Source organism: Paradevosia shaoguanensis, from assembly GCF_016801025.1.
Taxonomy (GTDB): Bacteria; Pseudomonadota; Alphaproteobacteria; order Rhizobiales; family Devosiaceae; genus Paradevosia; species Paradevosia shaoguanensis.
On the sequence record NZ_CP068983.1, the window covers coordinates 1,328,649 to 1,348,283 of the forward strand.

Consider the following 19,635-nt stretch of genomic DNA (forward strand, 5'->3'; position numbering starts at 1 on the left):
CTAATCCCCGCGCCGCCTGGCCAGCCTAGACTCCCCCGGCAGCCGGATGCGCTCAGGAGGATAGAGACACGAATTTCGGATTGGCCAATTTGGCTCTAAACCGCGCGAAAACCCGCGCAAGATGGGCAAACATTGCCCGAAATTGAGTCAAAATTTAACGATTTGACGGAGAGCCAACGCAGTTAGTACATATATATCAATGACTTGACTGCATATTGCTGCCAAAAAGAGCGAAAAAACGCGCGTCGCACGCAAAACACCCGACCGCGCGACTAGTCCCTGCCTTCGACGGAGAGGATAAGTCGGTGCAAGGGCAACTCGCCGTGCACCTAGGCGGGCAGTGGACCAGGCGGGGTATGATCTGATCTCAACGGTCGCGCCAGGCGACCAACCGCCCCGCCTCTCACCTGCCAAGGCCCCAGACGCAGCGCGCGCGGAAACTCCCGCCGCGCAACCGCCCCTAGTAGTCCTTCTCGTAGAACACACCCACGCTCGAATTCCCGTCCGCGCCAAGCGCGGCCTTCGCCTTGAGGTCGTTGGTAATATCGAGGTTCACCGTCACCTTGCTCTGGCCATTGGCTCCGGCCTGCACGCCCAGATAGACGTTGTCCTGGATATAGCTGCCTGCCTGCACCGCCACATTGCCCTTGGCGTCGGTGACGATATCGAGATCGGCCAGCCCCGCCGCGTCGCGCAGGCTTCCCACCAGGTCGCCGCCACCGCCGCCCGCCAGTTCGGCGGCCGCGCCGGCCAGCCGGGCCAGCTGGAGCGGGGACAGTTCGCCCATCGAGCGGTTGAAGATCAGCCGCGCCAGCACCTCATCCTGCGGCAGGGCGGGATCGGAGGTGAACGTCACGTTGATGTCGGACGCCGTGCCCGAAACCGTCACGTAGACGGTGATGCCGTCGCCCTGCGTGCTGGCCACGAGGTGCACGTCCGGATCGAGATTGCCCGAGAGGGTCACCGAGCCGCTTTCGAAGACCACGCGCTGGCCCAGGATCGAGAGGCGGCCGCGGATGAGGTCGAACCCGCCCACCGGCTGCACATTGGTCACCGGCCCGGTCAGCCGCAGCGCGCCGCCGAGTTCGGCATCGAGCCCGCGGCCGCGGATGAAGACCTGGTTGGGCGCGTTGATCGTCACGTCGAGCTGGATCGCCGAGGGCCGCTCGCGCGGCGCCGGGGCGCCGCCCGGCCGCACGTCGACCTTGGCGCGCGCCAGCGTCTGCGTGACCTCCGGCGAAGGCGCCTTGTGGGTAACGTCGAGTACCGCGCCGCCACCACCCAGCCGCTCGGGGATCGAGATATCGGCCCGGCGCACGAGGATGTTGCCCGAGAGCAGCGGCCCCTGCAGCAGCGGCCCGCGCAGGTTGAGCGCGCCGGACATGGTGGCGACCACGAGGTCGCCATCGGCGTAGCGCGCATCGTTGAGGTTGAGCGTCAGGTCCGTCGTGAAGGCCGGGGCCTTTAGCCCCACCGTACCCGAGACTGCGATAGAACCGCCGGTCGCCAGGCTGGCCGTCAGGCTGTTGATGGTCGCGCGCTCGCCGGTCAGGGTCGCCGAGCCGGTAATGTTGTTGAGGCGCAGGTTGGTCAGCGGGTCGATATACTGCGCGTTGCGCGTCGAAACCTCGCCGGCGAATTGCGGCGCCGAGATGCTGCCGCTCACCCGTGCATTGAGCGAGACCGTGCCGCTGGCCTGACCGCCGCGATCGGCGACGAAACGATTGGCGAGGCTGAGGGGCGCCGAGCCGGTGAGGTTGAGCGCCAGCCCGTTGCCCTTGAGCGGAACCGTGCCGTTGCCCGAAATGCTCAGCCCGCCCGCGCCGTTGGCCGTCAGGCTCGCGAGCCGAACCGTGTCGTTGGCGAAGTTGCCGCTGGTCGAGAACGAGACCGGCGCGATGCCGATCGGCCGCAGCGCCGCCGCGTCGATTCCCTGCCCGGCCAGCGTGAAGCTGGCCTGCGGCGACGAGCGCGTGCCGCCGATCCGGGCGGTGCCGTTGAGCGTGCCCGACAGCGCCAGGTCCGGCGCGACGGCATTGGCCACCGAGAGCGGCAGCGCATTGATGGTGAGGTCGATCGCCAGCTCGTTGCCCGCCGTACCGGTCGCAGTGATGCGGCCGCTGCCGACATTGAACTGGATGGCGTCCATGCTGACGGTATCGCCATTGACCATGAGCGTGGTCGGCTGCGCGAGGCTGGCCGAGAGCTGGCCCTGGTTGAGTGTCACCTTGTCGAGCGAGAGACGATAGCCGGCGTCGAGCGGCGCCAATGCCCCGGCAAGGGCGAGGTTGGTGCCGTTGACGAGGGCGGCCTGCCCATCGAAATTGGTGGTGTTGCCGTCAAGGTTCGCCGAAGCGCTCACGGTCGCAACGTCGACACCTGCCGCCGAGATATTGCTGCCGGTGAGGCTGCCCTGAACCTGGGGAATGCCGAAGAGGTCGGCGATATTGGCCTGGATGTCGGCTGCCCCGATCCTGATGCCTTCGGTCGCGAGGCCCTCGACGGTGCCGCTCACCGCCGCTGCCTGCTTGCCGTCCGCTGCGGTCAGCGAGATCGAGGCATTGGCCGCGCCGGTCGCTTCGCGCAGGAAGAGCGCGGCGGCGGTCGAGACGTTGGAGGAGGCCAGCTGCAGCTGCCCCGTGAGCAGCCCGGCCTTGTCCTGCGAGATGCCGCCGGTCAGCCGCGTGCCGCCGGCATTGAAATCGAGATTGGTGAGGTTGCGCGCCTGCTCGTCGGCCGAGATATCGGCCGCGAGGTCGATGCGATGGCCATCCAGGAAGGCGTTGCCGGTAATGGCGCCGGCCAGGACACCCTCGCGGAGCGTGCCGGCAAAGCCGAGCTTGCCGTCCTGGAGGTTCCGGCCCGAAAGCGCACCCTGCGCGACCCCGGCGTCGAGGTTGAGGGCGATGTTATTGTCCTGGCCCTTGGCGGTGCCGGAGACCTTGAGCGCGCCGCTGGCATCCTTGGAGAGCAGAGCGAGGTCGGCGAGGCCGAGGTCGAAGCGGAAATCGGCGGTGCCGGTGGCGAAGTTGCCGTTAGCCGTCAGTTGCACCTGCTGGTTGCCGAGGTTGAAATCCTGCGTCTCGAGGCCCTGCTCCGTCCGCGCCACGCGGCCGGTCAGTCGCACTTCGCCGGCCAGCAGCCGGTCGGCCGTTTCCTCGCCGATGGCGAGGTCGGTGCCGGTGCCGTCGAGGTTGAGGTTGAAGCCGCCGACCAGCGGGCTGATCGTGCCCTTGGCCTTGAGGTCGAGCGCGCCGGCAAGCGGCCGTCCGGCCATGTCCGAGAAGGGTGCGATATTGGCGGTGCGGATCGCCACGTCGCCGTCATAGACCCAGTTGTCGATAGTGCCGGCAAGCGCCAGGTCGAGCGCCTTGCCCTCGATGAGCAATTGCGCCAGCCGCACCGGCTGCCCGGCATTCCAGAGCCCGGCAATGCCGAAGCCGATCGTATCGCCGAGCGCGGCCTGGATATCGGGATTGGTCGCCGTCAGGCCCGTCGCCGAGCCATCGCCGTTGAAGGTTACGCGGCGCTGCGCGGGGTCGTCGAGATTGGCAGCGACGCCCGAGGCCTTGAAGGTCAGCGCCTTGGTGGCGAAGGTCTTGCCGTCAAAATCGACGACGTTGAGCGCGGCCGACCAGTTCTCGCTGTTCTCGGCGCCGAAGTCGATCTTGAGGTCGGCGCTCTGCACCTGGGTCTGCGCGCCCGGCACCGGCAGCAGCACCTTGCTGCCATCGGGGCTGGCGACCTGAGCGGAGAGCGCGAGTTGGCGCAGGAAACCGTCCGGGGTCGTCCGGGCATCGGCGGTGAGGGCGAGCTGGCCGCCCGAAAGCTTGATGCCGGTGAGGTCGATGCCGCCTTCCGAGCGTATGAGCGCACGGCCGGTCACCAGCGAGTCGGCGCCGAAGAAGGGACGGAACGGCTCGTCGACCAGGGTCGCGATCGGGCCGTGGAGATCGAGCCCCACGTCGAACCCTTCGGCCACCTGGTTGATGGTCGCCACGCCCGAAAGCACGCGTTGGCCGCCGGCGTCGAACGTCAGGTCGGTGCGCAGGTCCTTGACCTGGCCGGAGCCTGCGAGGGTGAACTTCACATCGGGACGGCCATCGATATTGAGCAGGTTGGCAATGATGCCATCCTTGGGCTCGGCCAGAGCGATGTTGAGGTCGAGATTCTGCGTCCCCGCCTGATAGACCACCTTGGCGTTGAGCGTGCCGCCGGGACCGTCGAGGCGCACGATATCGAGCGTGGTGTCGAGCGAGCCGCCATCGAGCCGCAGCGCGCCTTCGAGCGAAATCTCCGAGCCCAGGCCAAAGACCTGCTGGCCGAAGGTGATCTTGGGGACCGATATCTTGCCGATATTGATCGAGACCGGGAACTGCGGGATCGAGAGGCCGCCGGCTTCCGGCGAAGGCAGGTCGGACTGCTGGGGCGGCGCCGAATTTCGCAGAAACTCGATGCTGTCGGCCGAGAGCGTGTTGATCTCCAGCCGGCCGAGGAGCAGCGCGGCCTGGTTCCAGTTGATCTTTGCATTGACGATGCGCAGCCAGACCCCTTCGGGGTCGGCGATGGTGATCTCCGCGATCGAGGCGTCGGAGGACAGCGCGCCATCGATATTGGAGATGCGGATGATGCGATCGGGCGTCGACAGGCGATCCTGGACGAAGCGCAGGAAGCCGTTCTTCTCCGCTTCCGCGTCAGGTTGAGCCTGGGCGAAGGCGGGCGCGGCGACGACGAGCGCCAGCGCGAACAGCAGGAATGCAAGCAGTCGTCTCAAAAGGCCTGTCCTATGCCGAGATAGAGTGCGTAGTTCGGGTCACCCGAGCGCTTGTTGAGCGGGATGGCCACGTCGAGGCGCAGCGGGCCGAGGCCGGTATAGTAGCGCAGCCCCACGCCCGCCCCGAGCCGGAGCTGGGAGATATCGGGGAAGGTGTCGGCAGCGACATAGCCGCCGTCGACGAAGGCCACGGCGCCGAAATCGTTGTTGAAGCGATAGCGGGCTTCCACCGAGCCTTCGAGCAGGTACCGGCCGCCGGTCGTCGTGCCGTTAGGCCCGTCCACGCCAATGCTGCGGAAGCCATAGCCGCGGACCGAGCCGCCGCCGCCGGCGAAGAACAGCTTGTCGGGCGGGATTTCGGCGAGCGAGGGTCCGACCACGAGGCCGGCCTTGACGCGTCCTGCCAGCACGATGCTGTCGCCCAGCGCGAAATAGGTGCGGGCTTCGGCCATGGTCTGGGCGGCGAAGACGCCATAGTTGAGATCGTAGAACGGCTCGACGCGACCGTTGAGATACCAGCCGCTATGGGCGTCGGTCTTGTCGTCGCGATTGTCGAACGTGCCGCCGCCATAGGCCGAGAGGGTCGAGAAGTCGCGCGTGCCGAAGTCGTCATCGAACCGGGCGCGCTTGTAGGCAAGCCCGCCTTCGAGGGTGATCTCGTCGCTGAGATAATGGGTGAGGCCGGCGCGGGCGGTGAGCGAGGTCTCGGTGTAATTGTCGAGGAAGGTGCGCTCGGCCGAGACGGCTGCGATGAGATCGGTGTCGGGCGTCAGGAAGCCCGGCTTGGTGAAGGTGCCGCCGAAGGCATAGTCGAACTGGGCGGTGTTGATCGGGAAGGCGATGCCGGCGACCTTGGCGTCGAGCCGGATGCGCTCGGCACGGCCGAAGAGGTTGCGCTTGAGCCAGAAGCCTTCAAAGCCCAGGCCATCGACGGTGGAGAACGTCGCGCCGGCGCCGAAGCGGTGCAGCGCCTGCTCCTGGACGATGATGTTGTAGGGCAGCAAGCCATCGATGCCGATGCTCTCGGCGGCTTCCAGACGAATCGAGCGGAAGACCTCGAGGCGCGCCAGGCGCTTCTGGGCGCGGCTCACGGCGTCGGGGCTGAAGGGTTCGCCGACGGCGAGGCCGGTCTGCTGGCGCACGAATTCGGGGTCCATGCGCTCGGTGCCGGTAACCGTCACCTCGCCGAACGCAGCCTGCCGGCCCGGATCGATAGTGATGACGACGTCGAGCGCATTGGCGCGATGATCGGCGACGACCTTGCGCTCGCCGGCCGCGGCCTTGGCATAGCTCAGCCGGCGCCAGGCTTCGATCTGCGCCTGCTCGGCCCGCAGCACGATGGTGCCACGCGCCACTCCGCCCATGACGAAGCCGAGGCTTTCGGGCGTCGGCGAGCGATCGTTCGGATCGCCCGAGGCGGGCGCGCGGTTGACGATCGAAACATTGCGGAAATGGAAGAGCGGGCCGGGGTTGACCGCGATGGCGACCGCGACGGGCCGCGTCATCTTCGCATCGGGCGCGACCTTGGCCGCTTCCACGCCATTGAGCGTTATGCTGACCGTGCCGCCGTAATAGCCCTGGTCGTAGAGGCTGCCGAGGATGCGGCGATAGTCGCCGCGCGCCTTGGCCACGAGCCCGGCGACACCCGATGCCGGCTCGTTCTGGCCGGCGCCGAGATCGGACGAATTGCGGATGATATCGGCAATGTCCTTTTCAGCACCGGTGGTGTTGAAAGTGACGCTATAGGAGACCGGATCGGCGATGACGGCATCTGCGTCCTTTTCGCTCTGGTCCTCGAAAAGCTTGATGCCGAAAAACTCGAATCCGGACACCGGCGGCACCGTGGCCGCCATGATACTCAGTGCCGAAACGCACAATATGACGCGACTAAGCTGCAGAGCCCTGCTCCCTGTAGCTGCCGGGGGTAAACACTCAACCCACTCGGCCAAAAGGAGATTTTGGCCCAAATGGACCAATATCCCGTTAACGGTCGCGCGTCTGGAACACGGAACCACCCAAGCGAAGGTAACAGGTGGACCTTTATGCGGCTAGTTTATGGCGGCAACACTTGAATAAAAATCAAGCTGTCGCCTTGTTGCGCGCGATGAACTCGGCGGCGGTGAAGGCGAGCTTGGCGGGCAGCGAAAGCTGCTCGGCAGCCGCAACGCGCTCGGGCGTATAGAAATGCTCCTCGTGGAGGAGGTTGACCGTGCCGATCATCTCGCCGGCGATCGAGACCGGGTAGTTGAGTACCGAGCCGCAGCCGAGCGACCAGATGATTTCGTGGTCGGGAAACACCTCGGCAATGCCGGCAATGGTGTTGGCCACGAACGGCCTGCGCTGAGTATGGATGGTGTCGAACCAATAGGTGCGGTTGATCGGCTTGGTGCCGGAAACCGGGTAGGCTGCCGGGTCGCTGCTATAGACGCGGCCGGAGCGGTCATTGGGCCAATCGACCTTCATGACCGTGAAAAGCTTGGCGCCGACCACGACCTGCGCCAGCGCCTCGAGCGCGCGCCAGGGCGCCTCGGCATCCTTGGCGTTGGCAATGGCAAGGTCGAAATCCGCCAATGCCTTGGCGATTGCGGGAGCGGTCATTTCTGTCCTCGGGATAGTCAGGTCTGGGAGGGAGTGGCGCTGAGTTCGATCAGCTCACGGGAATAGGGATTGGTGAGCGCACCGCGCTTGAGCTGGCCGACATCGGCGATCTCGACAACCCGGCCGTGGCGCATCACCGCCAGCCGGTCGCAGAGGAAGGACACCACCGGCAGGTTGTGCGTGACCATGAGATAGGTCAGCCCCTGCTCCTTGCGCAGGCGCTTGAGGAGATTGAGAATCTCGGCCTGCACCGAAACGTCGAGCGCGGAAGTCGGCTCATCGAGCAGCAGCAGCTTGGGTTCGAGCATCAGTGCGCGCGCAATGGCAACGCGCTGGCGCTGGCCGCCGGAAAGCTGGTGCGGGAAGCGGAAGCGGAATTTGCGGTCTAGCCCGACGGCATCGAGCATAGCTTCGACCCGCTTGCCGTGATCGCCGCCGACGCCATGGATGGCGAGGGGTTCGCTGAGCACCGCATCCACGGTCTTGCGCGGATGGAGCGAACCATAGGGGTCCTGGAAGACCATCTGGCACTGGCGGGCGAAGTCGCGGTCGATGCCGTGGCTGCGCGGCTTGCCGAAGACCGAGATCGAGCCTGTCCAGGTGCGGGCGAGGCCGGCAATGGCCTTGAGCACCGTGGTCTTGCCCGAGCCGCTTTCTCCCACCAGCGCAAAGCTTTCGCCCTCGGCGACGGCGAAGCCGATATCGCGCGTGACCTTGGTGTCGCCGTAGGAGACGTCGAGTTTCTGGATATCGATGGCGGTCATGCGGCCCATCCCGAGCGGTCGAGAACCGGGAGTTCGGGGCGATCCTCGTCGAGCCGCGGAATGGCGGCGAGGAGGCCTTGCGTATAGGGGTGCTTGGCGTGCTGCAACTCGCTGGCTACGCATTCCTCGACTACCGTTCCGGCATACATGACCAGAATGCGGTCGCAATAGCTCGAGACGAGGTTGAGGTCATGGCTGATGAAGATCAGCCCCATGCCCTTGCGCTTGACGAGATCGTCGATGATGTCGAGCACCTGCGCCTGGACGGACACGTCGAGTGCCGAGGTCGGCTCATCCGCGATCAGCAGGTCGGGCTCGGGGATCAGCATCATGGCGATCATGACGCGCTGGCCCATGCCGCCCGAGACCTCATGCGGAAAGAGCTTGGCCACACGTGCGGGATCGGCGATGCGCACGGATTCCAGCATGGTGTGGACGCGCTGGCGGATATCGCCGCGCCCCAGGCGCTGGTGGGTGAGGAGCGCCTCGGCGATCTGGGCGCCGATGGTCATCACCGGGTTCAGCGAGAATTTCGGGTCCTGCATGATCATCGAGATGCGGGCGCCGCGAATGGCGCGCATCTGCTTGTCGCTCTGGCGCAGCAGGTCGAGCCCGTCGAAATCGAGCCGGTCGGCCGTCACCTTGCCAGGCGAACGGATCAGCTTGAGGATCGAACGGCCGGTCATGGACTTGCCCGACCCGCTCTCGCCCACGATGCCCAGGCGTTCACGGCCGAGCGAGAAGGAAATGCCCTTGACCACTTCCACGGGCCCGCGGGCCGAGGGGAAGGTGACGCGCAGGTTGCGGACTTCGAGCAGGTTCGTCACTGGCGTTCTCCGTGCTTGGGATCGAGCACGTCGCGCAGGCCGTCGCCGAGGAAGCAAAAGCCGAGGCTGACGATGACGATGGCGAAACCGGGCATGGTGGCGACCCACCATTGATCGAGGATGAAGGAGCGTCCGCGCGAGATCATCGCGCCCCATTCGGGCAGCGGCGGCTGCGCTCCCAGGCCGATAAAGCCGAGGCCGGCCGCCGTCAGGATGATGCCGGCCATGTCGAGGGTGACGCGGATGATCATCGATGAGGTGCAGAGCGGCAGGATATGCGCCACGATCACACGGAGCTTGGAAGCACCCTGCAATTCCACCGCCGAGATGAATTCGGAGTTGCGGATGGTGATGGTTTCGGCACGCGCGATACGGGCATAGCTCGGCCAGGTGGCGATGGCGATGGCGATGATCGCGTTCTGGATGCCAGGCCCGAGGGCGGCAACGAAGGCCAGCGCCAGGATGAGCTTGGGCATGGAGAGGAAGATGTCGGTGATGCCCATCATCACCTTGTCGACCCAGCCGCCGAAATAGCCCGAGACGGCGCCGACAATGAGGCCGACTGGCGCTGCCAATACCGCCACGAGCAGCACGATCACGAGGGTGATCTGCGAGCCGTAGACGACGCGGCTCCAGATGTCGCGGCCAAGCTCGTCCGTGCCCATCCAGTTGTCGGCCGATGGCGGCATGAGGCGCATCGAGAGGTTCTGCGCCGTGGCCGAATGCGTGGCGAAGACCGGCGCGAAGACCGCCATGATGATGAGGCCGAGCACGATGATCGCGCCGACGACGGCGAGTGGATTGCGCAGCAGCGAGCGCAGCACGCGATAGCCGCGGCCGAGCCGGGCCTGCAGGCGCGAGGACGGGGAATCGTCGAGAAGCCAGTCGCGGGTGGAAGCCATCAGCGGGCCCTCGGGTCGAGGACGCGATAGAGCACGTCCGAAATCTTGTTGATGGCGATGAAGACCGCGCCGATGACGAGCGTGGCGCCCAGCACCGAATTCATGTCCGCATTGAGCAGAGCCGTCGTGAGGTAGTTGCCGATGCCCGGCCAGGAAAAGACCGTCTCGATCATCACTGAGCCTTCGAGGAGCCCCGCATAGGAGAGGGCGATCACCGTGATGAGCGGCACGAGAATGGGCCGGAAGGCGTGGCGCCAGATGACGAGACGCTCGGGCACGCCCTTGACGCGGGCCGTGGTCACGTATTCCTGCGCCAGCTGGTCGAGCATGAAGGAGCGGGTCATGCGCGCGATGTAGGCGAGGCTGAAGAAGCCGAGCACGGAAGCGGGCAGCAGCAGGTGCCAGACCGCGTTCATAAAGATATCAAAATCGCCCGCAATGAGACTGTCGATGAGCAGCAGGCCGGTCACGGGCTGCACGAGGCCATCATAGAAGATATCGACGCGACCCGGGCCACCCACCCATTTGAGGCGGGCATAGAATACGGCGAGACCGACAAGGCCCAGCCAGAAGGCGGGGATGGAATAGCCGAGGAGGCCGACGACGCGGATCACCTGGTCGATGGGCTTGCCTTGGCGCGCTGCGGCCCAGACGCCCATGGGCACGCCGAGCACCACGCCGATGATGATGCCGAGCGTCGCCATTTCGAGGGTTGCCGGGAAGACGCGCGCCAGATCCTGCGCCACCGGCTTGCCGGTCGAGACCGAGGTGCCGAGGTCGCCCGAGAGCACGGCGCCGATATAGCGGAAGAACTGGATGGGCAGCGGCTGGTCCAGCCCCATCTGCACCCGCGCAGCCTCATAGACGGCACGCGGAGCGCGATCGCCCACCACCGCCAGCACCGGATCGATCGGGATGACGCGGCCGATGAAGAAGGTGATGGCGAGGAGCCCGAGGAAGGTCAGGGCGATGGTTAGGATGAAGCCGCCAACGGCGAGGAGGAACTTCAGCACCCCATGCGGTCGCCCGCCGCGGGTCTGGGTTTCTTCTGCGATGACGACCTCTGTTGCAGAGTCCGGTTCGAATGCCACGCGCTATACGCTTCCTGATGTCAGACGCCTGGCCCTCACTATACGCGAGAGCGCTGGGGCTTTCCGCCCTCGTATTCAAAATTCCGCTTGGACTATACAAACAACTTTGCTTAGATCAAAAAAATTTTAGTGGGAGTGAAACGAGGGTGTCACCTGCCGCCGGCAAACCCGCTGCGCAGACGCAGCCCAAGGTCGGGGCGCTGATCCGCGCCCGGCGCCAGCAATTGCGCATGACGCTGCAGGCGCTGGGCGACGCCGCCGGCGTTTCCGTCGGCTATCTCAGCCAGGTGGAACGCGACCACGCCACTCCCTCCCTCGGCACGCTGGCGCAGATCGCGCGCAGCCTCGATCTCGGGGTCGATTATTTCATCGCCACGCCCAGCGCGGAAGATGGTTTGACGCGCTCGACCGAGCGAAACCGCTTTTCGGTCGATGGCTCCTCGATCATCTACGAGCGCATCGCCGCCGACTTTACCGGCAATGTCCTCTCCTCGTTCATCCTCAACGTGCCGCCGGGCTATCGCTCGGAGACGGTGAGCCATGAAGGCGAGGAAATTCTCTTCGTGCTGTCGGGCAGCATTTCGCTGCGGCTCGACGAGGAGGACGTGACACTTTCGGACGGCGACAGCATGCACTTCCGCGGCAACCGCCCGCATTCCTGGACCAATGACAGCGACGAGATTGCGCGCCTCCTCTGGACCGGCACCCTGCCGATGTTCAGGTCGCGCGCCGAGCGCCCGGCCCTGCGCAGTTCAAGGGCCACGGGAAAAACCAAAAAGACTTCGCATCAGAAGGAGAACACCGAATGAAGCTCTTCAAGGCCGCGCTCCTTGCGGCTGTCCTGACCATGCCGATGGCATCGGTCGCCACCTTTGCCGCTACCCCGGCCGATGTGCTCGTGGTGGCCCAGAACATCGACGACATCGTCTCGATCGATCCGGCGGAAGCCTATGAGTTCTCGTCGGGCGAATACGTCACCCAGACCTATGACCGCCTGGTGCAGTACGATGCGCCGGACGTGAAGGTGCTGGCGCCGGGCCTCGCTACCGAATGGGCTGCGGACGATGCCAACAAGTCGATCACCTTCACCCTGCGCGACGGCGTCAAGTTCTCGTCGGGCAACCCGCTGCGCGCCGAGGACGTCGTCTATTCGTTCAAGCGCGTCGTGATGCTCAACAAGGCCCCGGCCTTCATCCTGACCCAGCTCGGCTGGACCCCGGAGAATATCGACTCCATGGTCACCGCCGACGGCAACAAGGTCGTGGTCAATTATGACGGCGACTTCTCGTCCGCCTTCGTGCTCAACGTGCTCGCTGCCCGCCCGGCTTCGGTCGTGGATGCGGTGACCGTCCAGGCCAACGAAAAGGACGGCGACTTCGGCAATGCCTACCTCAAGGGCGCTTCTGCCGGTACCGGTGCCTTCATCCTCAAGGCTTTCCGTCCGGGTGAGCTGATCAACCTCGACGCCAACCCCAATTATTATGGCGGCGCTCCCGCCATGAAGTCGGTCATCATCCGTCACGTCGCCGAAGCCGCCACCCAGCAGCTGCTGCTGGAATCGGGCGACGTCGACATGGCCAAGAACCTGACCCCGGACCAGATCTCGAGCCTCGCCGGCAAGGACGCCGTCAAGGTCGAGACCTACCCGCAGGCGGCCGTGCACTTCCTTTCCTTCAACCAGAAGGACGAAGCGCTGACCAACCCGGCGATCTGGGAAGCCGCGCGCTACCTCGTAGACTACAAGGGCATGACGGACTCGTTCCTCAAGGGCCAGATGGAAATCCACCAGGCCTTCTGGCCGAAGGGCTTCCCGGGCTCGCTCGATGACACGCCCTATAGCTACGATGTCGAAAAGGCCAAGCAGATCCTGGCCGACGGCGGCGTCAAGACCCCGATGACCGTCACGCTCGACGTCATCAACTCGACCCCGTTCACCGACATGGCGCAGTCGTTGCAGGCTTCCTTCGCCGAGGCCGGCATCAACTTCGAGATCATCCCGGGCACCGGCTCGCAGGTCATCACGAAGTACCGTGCCCGTACCCACGAAGGCATGCTGCTCTATTGGGGCCCGGACTTCATGGATCCCGATTCCAACGCGAAGGCCTTCGCCTTCAACGAGAACAATGCCGACGACAATTACCAGTCGACGACCACCTGGCGTAACGGCTGGGCTGTCCCGGCCGAGCTCAACGAAGAGACCAAGGCTGCCCGCGCCGAAGCCGATCCGGCCAAGCGCAACGAGATGTATATCGACCTGCAGAAGAAGGTTCAGGCCAATTCGCCCATCGTCATCATGTTCCAGGCCGCGACCCAGGTCGCCATGGACAAGAAGGTCGATGGCTATGTGAACGGCGCTACCAGCGACTTCGTCTTCTACCGCCTGGTCAAGAAGAACTAAGTTTCGAAAACCGCAAGCAACGAGCCGCCCCACGGGGCGGCTCAGTCGTTACCAACCGAATGGAAATCCGACATGTATGAAGAACGCCTGGCGCGTTTGCGCGAACAGATGGCAGCTACCGGGACGGACCTGGTCGTCGTGGGCCCCTCCTCTCACCTGGTTTGGCTGACCGGCATGTCGCCGCATGGCGACGAGCGTCCGGTGCTCCTCATCGTCAGCAAGGACCATGCTGGCTTCCTGATGCCGGCGCTCAATGCCGACAGCCAGCGCCCCTATACCAAGCTGCCCTTCTACACCTGGACCGATGCCGACGGCCCCAATGCCGCCCTCGCGTCCCTGCTCGGCGACCTCGGCGCCAATCGCGAGAACCTCACCATCGCGCTCGATGAAACCATGCGCGCCGATTTCGCGCTGCTGGTGATCGACGCCCTGCCCGGCGCCAAGCGCAAGTTCCTGACCGACACGGTCGGATACCTGCGCGCCCGCAAGGACGATGCCGAATACGCGGCGCTCAAGATGAATGCCGTGCTCAACGACGGCGCCATGAAGGCCGGCTTTGCCGCCCTCAAGCCAGGCGTGACCGAACTCGAAGTCGGCCAGGCTATCCGTGACTATTACCTCGCCAACGGCGCCAAGCCGGAATTCGTGTCCGTCTGCTTCGGCGAGAACGGCGCCTTCCCGCACCACCATACCGGCAGCCGCATGCTCAAGGCCAATGAGGCCGTGCTGATCGATATCGGCGGCCGCAAGGATGGCTACCCCTCGGACATGACGCGCGTCGCGGTGATCGGCGAAAAGCCGGAAGGGTTCGATGAAGTGGTGGGCGTGCTCGAGCGCGCCGTGCAGGCCGCCCTGGCCGCCGCCAAGCCGGGCGTTGCCGCCAAGGAGGTCGACAAGGCGGCGCGCGATGTCATCACCGCCGCCGGCTATGGCGAATTCTTCCTCCACCGCACCGGCCACGGCCTGGGCGTCGACGTCCACGAGCCGCCCTATATCACCGGCGCGTCCGAGACGATCCTCGATGAAGGCAATGTCTTTTCGATCGAGCCCGGCATCTACCTCCAGGGCCGGTTCGGCGTGCGTCTCGAAGAGATCGTGATCGTGCGCGGCAACCAGGCCGAGGTGCTTTCCGAGCTCTCGCGCAGCCCGGTCATCGTCCAGCCATGAGCCAGGCGGTCACCGTCCGGCGGGTCGAGGAAAGCGACTTTCCGAGCCTGGCAGAAATCTATGCCCACGAGGCGGTGATCGCCAACACGGCGCAGGTGCCGCATCGCTCCGATGCGTTCTGGCGCGACTTCTACAAGACCCGCGATCCCGATGGGCTCGAACTCGTCGGGGTCGTGGATGGCCGGCCGGTAGGCCATCTCGGCCTCCTCACCAACCGCGCACCGCGCCGCAAGCACGTCGCCAGCTTCGGCATCGCGGTGCATCCCGACTTCCAGGGGCGCGGCGTCGGCAAGGCGCTGATGACCGAAATGCTGAACCAGGCGGACAACTGGCTCAATCTCGTGCGCATCGAACTGAGCGTGGCGGCCGATAACACGGGCGCCATCGCCCTCTACGAGAAATTCGGCTTCGTCCTTGAGGGACAGTCCCGCTTCGACATCTTCACTGCCGGAAGGTACGGGCACTCGAACCGAATGGCCCGGATGCGGCCGGGGTTCGCGGGGTAATCTTTACTGTTCCGCCCACTCGCTGAGCGCAGTACAGCCGGCCTAATGCTCGTGCCGGCAATTATCGTGATCGGACAAAACCTCCATCACCCGACACTCGGCAACCTTGCCGTGCGCGTGGCTGGTCAGCATGCCCTGAAGCTCGGAGCGCAGATTGGTGAGCTTGGCGATACGCTCCTCGACCTCGGCCAGGCGGCCGCGGACCAGATCGTCGATATCGTCGCACGGGTCCTCCGGGTGCCGCGAAATCCGCAGCATTGCCTTGAGCGAATCCATCGGGAACCCCATCGCCCGGGCATGGGCAATGAAGCGCAGGCGGCTCAGCGCCGTTTCATCGTACCGACGCTGATTGCCCTCGGTACGCGGCGGGGCGGCGAGGAGCCCGATTTCCTCGTAATAGCGAATGGTCGGAACCTTGACGCCCGAAAGCGACGAAAGCTCGCCGATAGCGTAGTCGCGCATCTCACAACCTCTAGTCTCTAGAGGTCAGATATAGGCCTTCACGCCGAACGCGCCAAGCCCGAGGGCCGGCCGACCAGGACCAGGCGATCGTCGCCGCGCACGAAATCGACAGCCGCCGAGATGTGAAGCGCGGTGGTATCGAAGGTCGGCAGGTGCGGCACGTCATCGGGACCGAGCAGCAGGCAGAGTTCGGTGCAGCCCAGGATGATGCCCTGTGCGCCGCGCGCCTCGAGATCGGCCACGACGTCGAGCGCCTCGCCCTTGCTCTCAGGGCTCACCACGCCGTGGCAAAGCTCCTGGAGCGTGATGTGGTCGATGAGGTCGCGATCCTGCTCGTCGGGTACGATGATTTCGACGCCCCAGAGGTCGAGATAGCGCTGGTGCATCTTCCTCGAGTTCATCGTGAAGCGGGTGCCCAGGAGGCCCACGCGCGTCAGTCCCGCCTCGCGGATAGCGTGACCCGTCGGGTCGACGATGTGGATATAGGGCGTGTGGCGCTTCTCGACGACCGGCTCGAAGGCCAGGTGCATCGAGTTGGAGGCGCAGAGCACCACGTCCGGCTTGGCCGCCTCGAGGCGGTCGAGCTTTTCGGCGAGGTAAACCTCGGCCTCGGCCCACAGGTCATTGAACACGAAGTGCTCGATGTTCCCGTAATTGGCGGAGACGATGGCGATCTCGCCGGTGTTGCCGTTGTTGACTTCGGCAAGCTGGTCGTTGAGCAAGCGGTAATACTCGCCCGTGGCGTGATTGCTCATGCCACCGAGTATGCCGATAGTTCTTTGCAAGAAGAAGCTGGTCCGGATCGACACCGGTTCCCCCGTCTGGCTGAATGAAATTCGGCCCAGCGGTCAATAGCCCCGACGCACCAAGCCCCCTCCGTAGAATCGCGGAGAACGCGTCCGTACGCAATCACGAAAGCCGCGCGCAGCGCGAATGCGTGCAATGCATGGCAAGTTTTGTGTAAATGCCACGCAGATTACTTGCACACAATTGCGGCCGGTCCAACACTCGAAAAGTGATTCGTTTTTGGCAGGGGAGGCCAAGATGACACTTAGCGCACCTACCCAAATCGTATTCTGGATCGCGATTGTATTGGCGATCATCGCTCTTATCGGCTGGTTCGGCGTGCTCGGAGCGGCCATCGGCGGGTATTCGTTCTGGATCCTGCTGCTGGGCTTCGTGGTTCTCGCCGTAGGCTGCCTGCTCAGGGGTACCTGATCACAATTTCCCCGCGTGGCGCCGCGCGCCCTTGCGCGACGCCGCCTTTGCGCGGCACACTGGCCGCATGCGTATTTTATTTGCCTTTATTTGCCTGTTGTTCATCTCCCCCGCCATTGCCGCCGATTGGGGGAATTACGCCAACACCCGCTATGGCTACGAGATCGGCGTGCCGCCCGGTTTTTCGGGCGGTGGCGAGTCCGATAGCGGCGACGGCCAGGTGTTTCGCTCAAAGGATGGCTCGCAGACGCTGACCGTCTGGGGCGGTTATCTCCTCGACGAGGAATTTTCCGCCGACATGCAGCAGCGCAAGCAGGGCGATGCCGACCAAGGCTGGGCGATGAGCTACGAAGCTTCGTCCCCGCAATGGATCAGCTATTCGGGCAGTCGCGGCGGCCACGTGCTCTATGCCCGCGGCATCGCCAGGTGCGGCGACCAATACGCCATGTTCCGCCTGGAATACGCGCAGCAGGACGTGGTCAAGCTCAATCCGGTCGTCGAGAAACTGGTACAGACATTCAAGGCGGGGCGTTGCTGAGGAGGACTAGTCCAGCTCCGCCAGCCGCCGCTCGAGAAACCGCCGCTCCGGCTCCTGCCGGGCTAGGCGTAGCGCCTCGGCATAGGCTCCTCGCGCCTCGTCCTTCTTGCCCAGTCGCCGATAGAGATCGGCCCGCGCCGCGTGCGCCAGGTGGTACGACGTCAGCTCGCCGCTTTCGAGTATCCCCTCGATCAACCGCAGCCCAGCCTCCGGGCCATCCCGCATCGCCACGGCCACCGCGCGATTGAGCGCGATCACCGGCGACGGATCGAGCCGCATGAGAAGATCATAGAGCCCAACGATCTCCACCCAATCGGTTGCCTCGGCCGTCTCCGCCTCGGCATGCAGCGCCGCGATTGCAGCCTGCACCGTATAGACGCCCGGCCGCCCCGACCGCATCGCATCGGCCACCAGCCGGCCGGCTTCGGCGATCATCCCGCGGTTCCAGAGCGATCGATCCTGATCGGCGAGGAGGATGATGTCGCCATCCGCCGTCATCCGCGCTGCGCGACGGGCCTCATGCAGCATCATCAGCGCCAGTAGGCCCGCCACTTCCGGCTCGGGCAGAAGATCGAACAGCAGGCGGCCCAGACGGATGGCTTCGGATGAAAGCTCGCGGCGCACCAGCCGATCGCCGGAGGAGGCCGAATAGCCCTCGTTGAACACCAGGTAGACGACGTGCAGGACCATCCCCAGCCGTTCGGACAACTCTTCGGGCTCGGGCACCTGATAGGGCAATTGCTCGTCACGAATCCGCGCCTTGGCGCGCACGATGCGCTGGCCGATGGTGGGTGCGCCGACGAGGAAGGCGCTGGCGATTTCCTCGGTCCTGAGGCCGCAGACTTCGCGCAGCGTCAGCGCGATCTGGGCATCGGCAGGCAAAGCCGGGTGGCAGCAGGTGAAGATCAGGCGGAGCTGATCGTCAGCGATGTCCTCTTCATCGGGTTGTTCGTCCATGGTCTCTTCGACTTGCCGAAGCAATTCGCCCTGGGCGGCATCAAACCGGACGCGCTGGCGCATGCGGTCGATGGCCTTGAAGCGCCCGGCCGAGATCAGCCAGGACACGGGATTGCGGGGCACGCCCTCCTGCGGCCACTGCCGGGCGGCGGCGACAAAGGCATCGTGCAAGGCTTCCTCGGCCGCTTCCATGCCGCCGAGAAGCCGGATGAGCGAGGCGAGCACCCGCCGGGAATCGGCGCGGTAGATCGCCTCGATCGTGGCGGGGATATCGCTCATGCAGGAACGGGCACGATCTGCAGGATCGGGCGCACCTCGATGGCCGAGTAGCGTGCCATCGGGATGTTTCCGGCGATGCGCACCGCCTCGTTGAGGTCGCGCGCGTCGATGAGGATGAAGCCGGCCAGATGCTCCTTGGTCTCGGCGAAAGGGCCGTCGGTGGTGGAGACCCGGCCATTGCGCATGCGCACGGTCTGGGCCGTCGTCGGCGCATCGAGCGCTTCGGCGGCGATGAAATGGCCGGCTTCGGCCAGTTCCCGGTCATAGGCCAGGGAATCGCGGTCGAGCTCGTATTTGGTCCTGGCGTCCATGCCCTCAAAGGCGCTTTCATCGGCGTAGACGAGGCAGAGGTATTTCATTTCCGGCTCCGTTCGAGTCTGGTGGATGCCATTGGTCGAGTGGCGGCAGGCGGTTTCGACACTCTAGCGTATTTTTCCCGGCGCGTTTTTCTGGGACGCCTTTGTCGATTGGAGGGCGCGGGCGGCGACCATGACGGGGCAACGGAGGGAATGATGGCCGAGGGAAAGACGAGAACCGCACGCTGCGCCTGCGGCGCACTCGAGGTGCGCGTAGAGGGCGAGCCTTTCGAAGTGCATATGTGCTCGTGCCGCGATTGCCAGCGCAGCTCGGGCAGCGCCTTCACCTATACCGCGTTCTTCGCGCCCGAAATGCAGATCACGGTGAGCGGCGAGTATCGCACCTGGCGGCGCCTGGCAGAAACCGGCCGGTACGACGACAGCTGCTTCTGCCCCAATTGTGGAGCGACCGTATTCGGCTGGGTTGAAGGCTATCCCGGCGTCACCAAGATAGCCGTCGGGTGCTTCAACGAGCCTGACTTTCCTGCGCCGACCAAGCTCTGCTGGTCGTCGCGCAAGGCCGCCTGGCTGGCGATGCCGGCCGGCATCGAGGAGTTGGCGACGCAATAGCCGCTGTCGCGCGTTCGTCGCTGCACCCTCCACCGCCGGACTTCCCCGGACGAAGACCGGGCCCCGTGGATGGCGCCACTCGGGTGGCGAGGTGCAATAGGCCCCGGATCAAGTCCGGGGAAGCGCGGTGGCGGGGATGGGCCGTGGGGGAACGATGGAGCGCCCCCATGGCTAAGAGCCAGCCTCGCAGTTCCTTGCGGACGCCCTGCTCTGCATGTCCATGCCGCC

18 protein-coding genes are annotated in these 19,635 nt (G+C 65.1%); 7 read left to right on the top strand and 11 right to left on the bottom strand.

The window, feature by feature from the left end; all coding sequences use genetic code 11:
- Positions 1-460 precede the first annotated feature (460 nt).
- From JNE37_RS06135 to JNE37_RS06165, 7 genes are all read right to left on the bottom strand, one after another.
- Positions 461-4,774, bottom strand: coding sequence for a translocation/assembly module TamB domain-containing protein (locus tag JNE37_RS06135; RefSeq protein ID WP_203065667.1), 4,314 nt, complete (start codon positions 4,772-4,774; stop codon positions 461-463).
- Positions 4,771-6,606: an autotransporter assembly complex protein TamA gene (locus JNE37_RS06140; protein ID WP_246513542.1), complete on the bottom strand. Its 1,836-nt coding sequence runs from the start codon at positions 6,604-6,606 to the stop codon at positions 4,771-4,773. Before JNE37_RS06140 ends, JNE37_RS06135 begins: the two co-directional genes overlap by 4 nt.
- Positions 6,607-6,853: 247 nt before the next feature.
- Positions 6,854-7,372: a GAF domain-containing protein gene (locus JNE37_RS06145; RefSeq protein WP_035036544.1), complete on the bottom strand. Its 519-nt coding sequence runs from the start codon at positions 7,370-7,372 to the stop codon at positions 6,854-6,856.
- Between the two features lie 17 nt (positions 7,373-7,389).
- The gene (locus JNE37_RS06150) at positions 7,390-8,136 is read right to left on the bottom strand and encodes an ABC transporter ATP-binding protein (RefSeq protein ID WP_203065668.1); all 747 of its coding nucleotides are present in this window, start codon (positions 8,134-8,136) and stop codon (positions 7,390-7,392) included.
- Positions 8,133-8,963, bottom strand: a complete 831-nt coding sequence (locus JNE37_RS06155; protein WP_246513544.1) for an ABC transporter ATP-binding protein — start codon at positions 8,961-8,963, stop codon at positions 8,133-8,135. Before JNE37_RS06155 ends, JNE37_RS06150 begins: the two co-directional genes overlap by 4 nt.
- Positions 8,960-9,865 carry an ABC transporter permease gene (locus tag JNE37_RS06160; RefSeq protein WP_203065670.1) on the bottom strand — a complete coding sequence of 302 codons (906 nt, stop codon included), beginning with the start codon at positions 9,863-9,865 and terminating at the stop codon, positions 8,960-8,962. Before JNE37_RS06160 ends, JNE37_RS06155 begins: the two co-directional genes overlap by 4 nt.
- Positions 9,865-10,956, bottom strand: coding sequence for an ABC transporter permease (locus JNE37_RS06165; protein WP_035036550.1), 1,092 nt, complete (start codon positions 10,954-10,956; stop codon positions 9,865-9,867). Before JNE37_RS06165 ends, JNE37_RS06160 begins: the two co-directional genes overlap by 1 nt.
- 146 nt (positions 10,957-11,102) lie before the next feature.
- Between JNE37_RS06165 and JNE37_RS06170 the strand changes: the two genes are divergently transcribed.
- The 4 genes from JNE37_RS06170 to JNE37_RS06185 all read left to right on the top strand — a co-directional run bounded on the left by JNE37_RS06170 (position 11,103) and on the right by JNE37_RS06185 (position 15,027).
- Complete coding sequence (locus JNE37_RS06170) at positions 11,103-11,765, top strand: helix-turn-helix domain-containing protein (RefSeq protein WP_246513546.1); 663 nt, start codon at positions 11,103-11,105, stop codon at positions 11,763-11,765.
- Complete coding sequence (locus JNE37_RS06175; RefSeq protein ID WP_203065672.1) at positions 11,762-13,354, top strand: ABC transporter substrate-binding protein; 1,593 nt, start codon at positions 11,762-11,764, stop codon at positions 13,352-13,354. The genes JNE37_RS06170 and JNE37_RS06175 overlap by 4 nt, the downstream gene beginning before the upstream one ends.
- A 72-nt stretch (positions 13,355-13,426) precedes the next feature.
- Positions 13,427-14,521: a M24 family metallopeptidase gene (locus JNE37_RS06180; RefSeq protein WP_203065673.1), complete on the top strand. Its 1,095-nt coding sequence runs from the start codon at positions 13,427-13,429 to the stop codon at positions 14,519-14,521.
- On the top strand, positions 14,518-15,027 hold the full coding sequence (locus JNE37_RS06185) for a GNAT family N-acetyltransferase (RefSeq protein WP_203065674.1): 510 nt from the start codon (positions 14,518-14,520) through the stop codon (positions 15,025-15,027). The genes JNE37_RS06180 and JNE37_RS06185 overlap by 4 nt, the downstream gene beginning before the upstream one ends.
- 42 nt (positions 15,028-15,069) lie before the next feature.
- On the opposite strand, the gene JNE37_RS06190 is transcribed toward JNE37_RS06185, so the two are convergent.
- Positions 15,070-15,489, bottom strand: a complete 420-nt coding sequence (locus tag JNE37_RS06190; protein ID WP_035095558.1) for a MerR family transcriptional regulator — start codon at positions 15,487-15,489, stop codon at positions 15,070-15,072.
- 38 nt (positions 15,490-15,527) lie between these two features.
- Positions 15,528-16,244, bottom strand: a complete 717-nt coding sequence (locus tag JNE37_RS06195; protein WP_156046457.1) for an aspartate/glutamate racemase family protein — start codon at positions 16,242-16,244, stop codon at positions 15,528-15,530.
- 289 nt (positions 16,245-16,533) lie between these two features.
- Here JNE37_RS06195 and JNE37_RS06200 point away from each other — a divergent pair, with 289 nt between their 5' ends.
- Positions 16,534-16,707 (top strand): hypothetical protein, encoded by a 174-nt coding sequence (locus tag JNE37_RS06200; RefSeq protein ID WP_182398546.1) that lies wholly within the window; start codon positions 16,534-16,536, stop codon positions 16,705-16,707.
- 67 nt (positions 16,708-16,774) lie between these two features.
- Positions 16,775-17,245, top strand: coding sequence for a hypothetical protein (locus JNE37_RS06205; RefSeq protein ID WP_203065675.1), 471 nt, complete (start codon positions 16,775-16,777; stop codon positions 17,243-17,245).
- Between the two features lie 6 nt (positions 17,246-17,251).
- On the opposite strand, the gene JNE37_RS06210 is transcribed toward JNE37_RS06205, so the two are convergent.
- Positions 17,252-18,472, bottom strand: a complete 1,221-nt coding sequence (locus JNE37_RS06210; protein ID WP_203066335.1) for an RNA polymerase sigma factor — start codon at positions 18,470-18,472, stop codon at positions 17,252-17,254.
- Between the two features lie 5 nt (positions 18,473-18,477).
- Entirely contained in the window at positions 18,478-18,840 is a 363-nt protein-coding gene (locus JNE37_RS06215; RefSeq protein WP_035036569.1) for a YciI family protein, read from the bottom strand.
- A 153-nt stretch (positions 18,841-18,993) separates the two neighbouring features.
- Between JNE37_RS06215 and JNE37_RS06220 the strand changes: the two genes are divergently transcribed.
- Positions 18,994-19,407 carry a GFA family protein gene (locus JNE37_RS06220; RefSeq protein ID WP_203065676.1) on the top strand — a complete coding sequence of 138 codons (414 nt, stop codon included), beginning with the start codon at positions 18,994-18,996 and terminating at the stop codon, positions 19,405-19,407.
- Positions 19,408-19,635 lie beyond the last annotated feature (228 nt).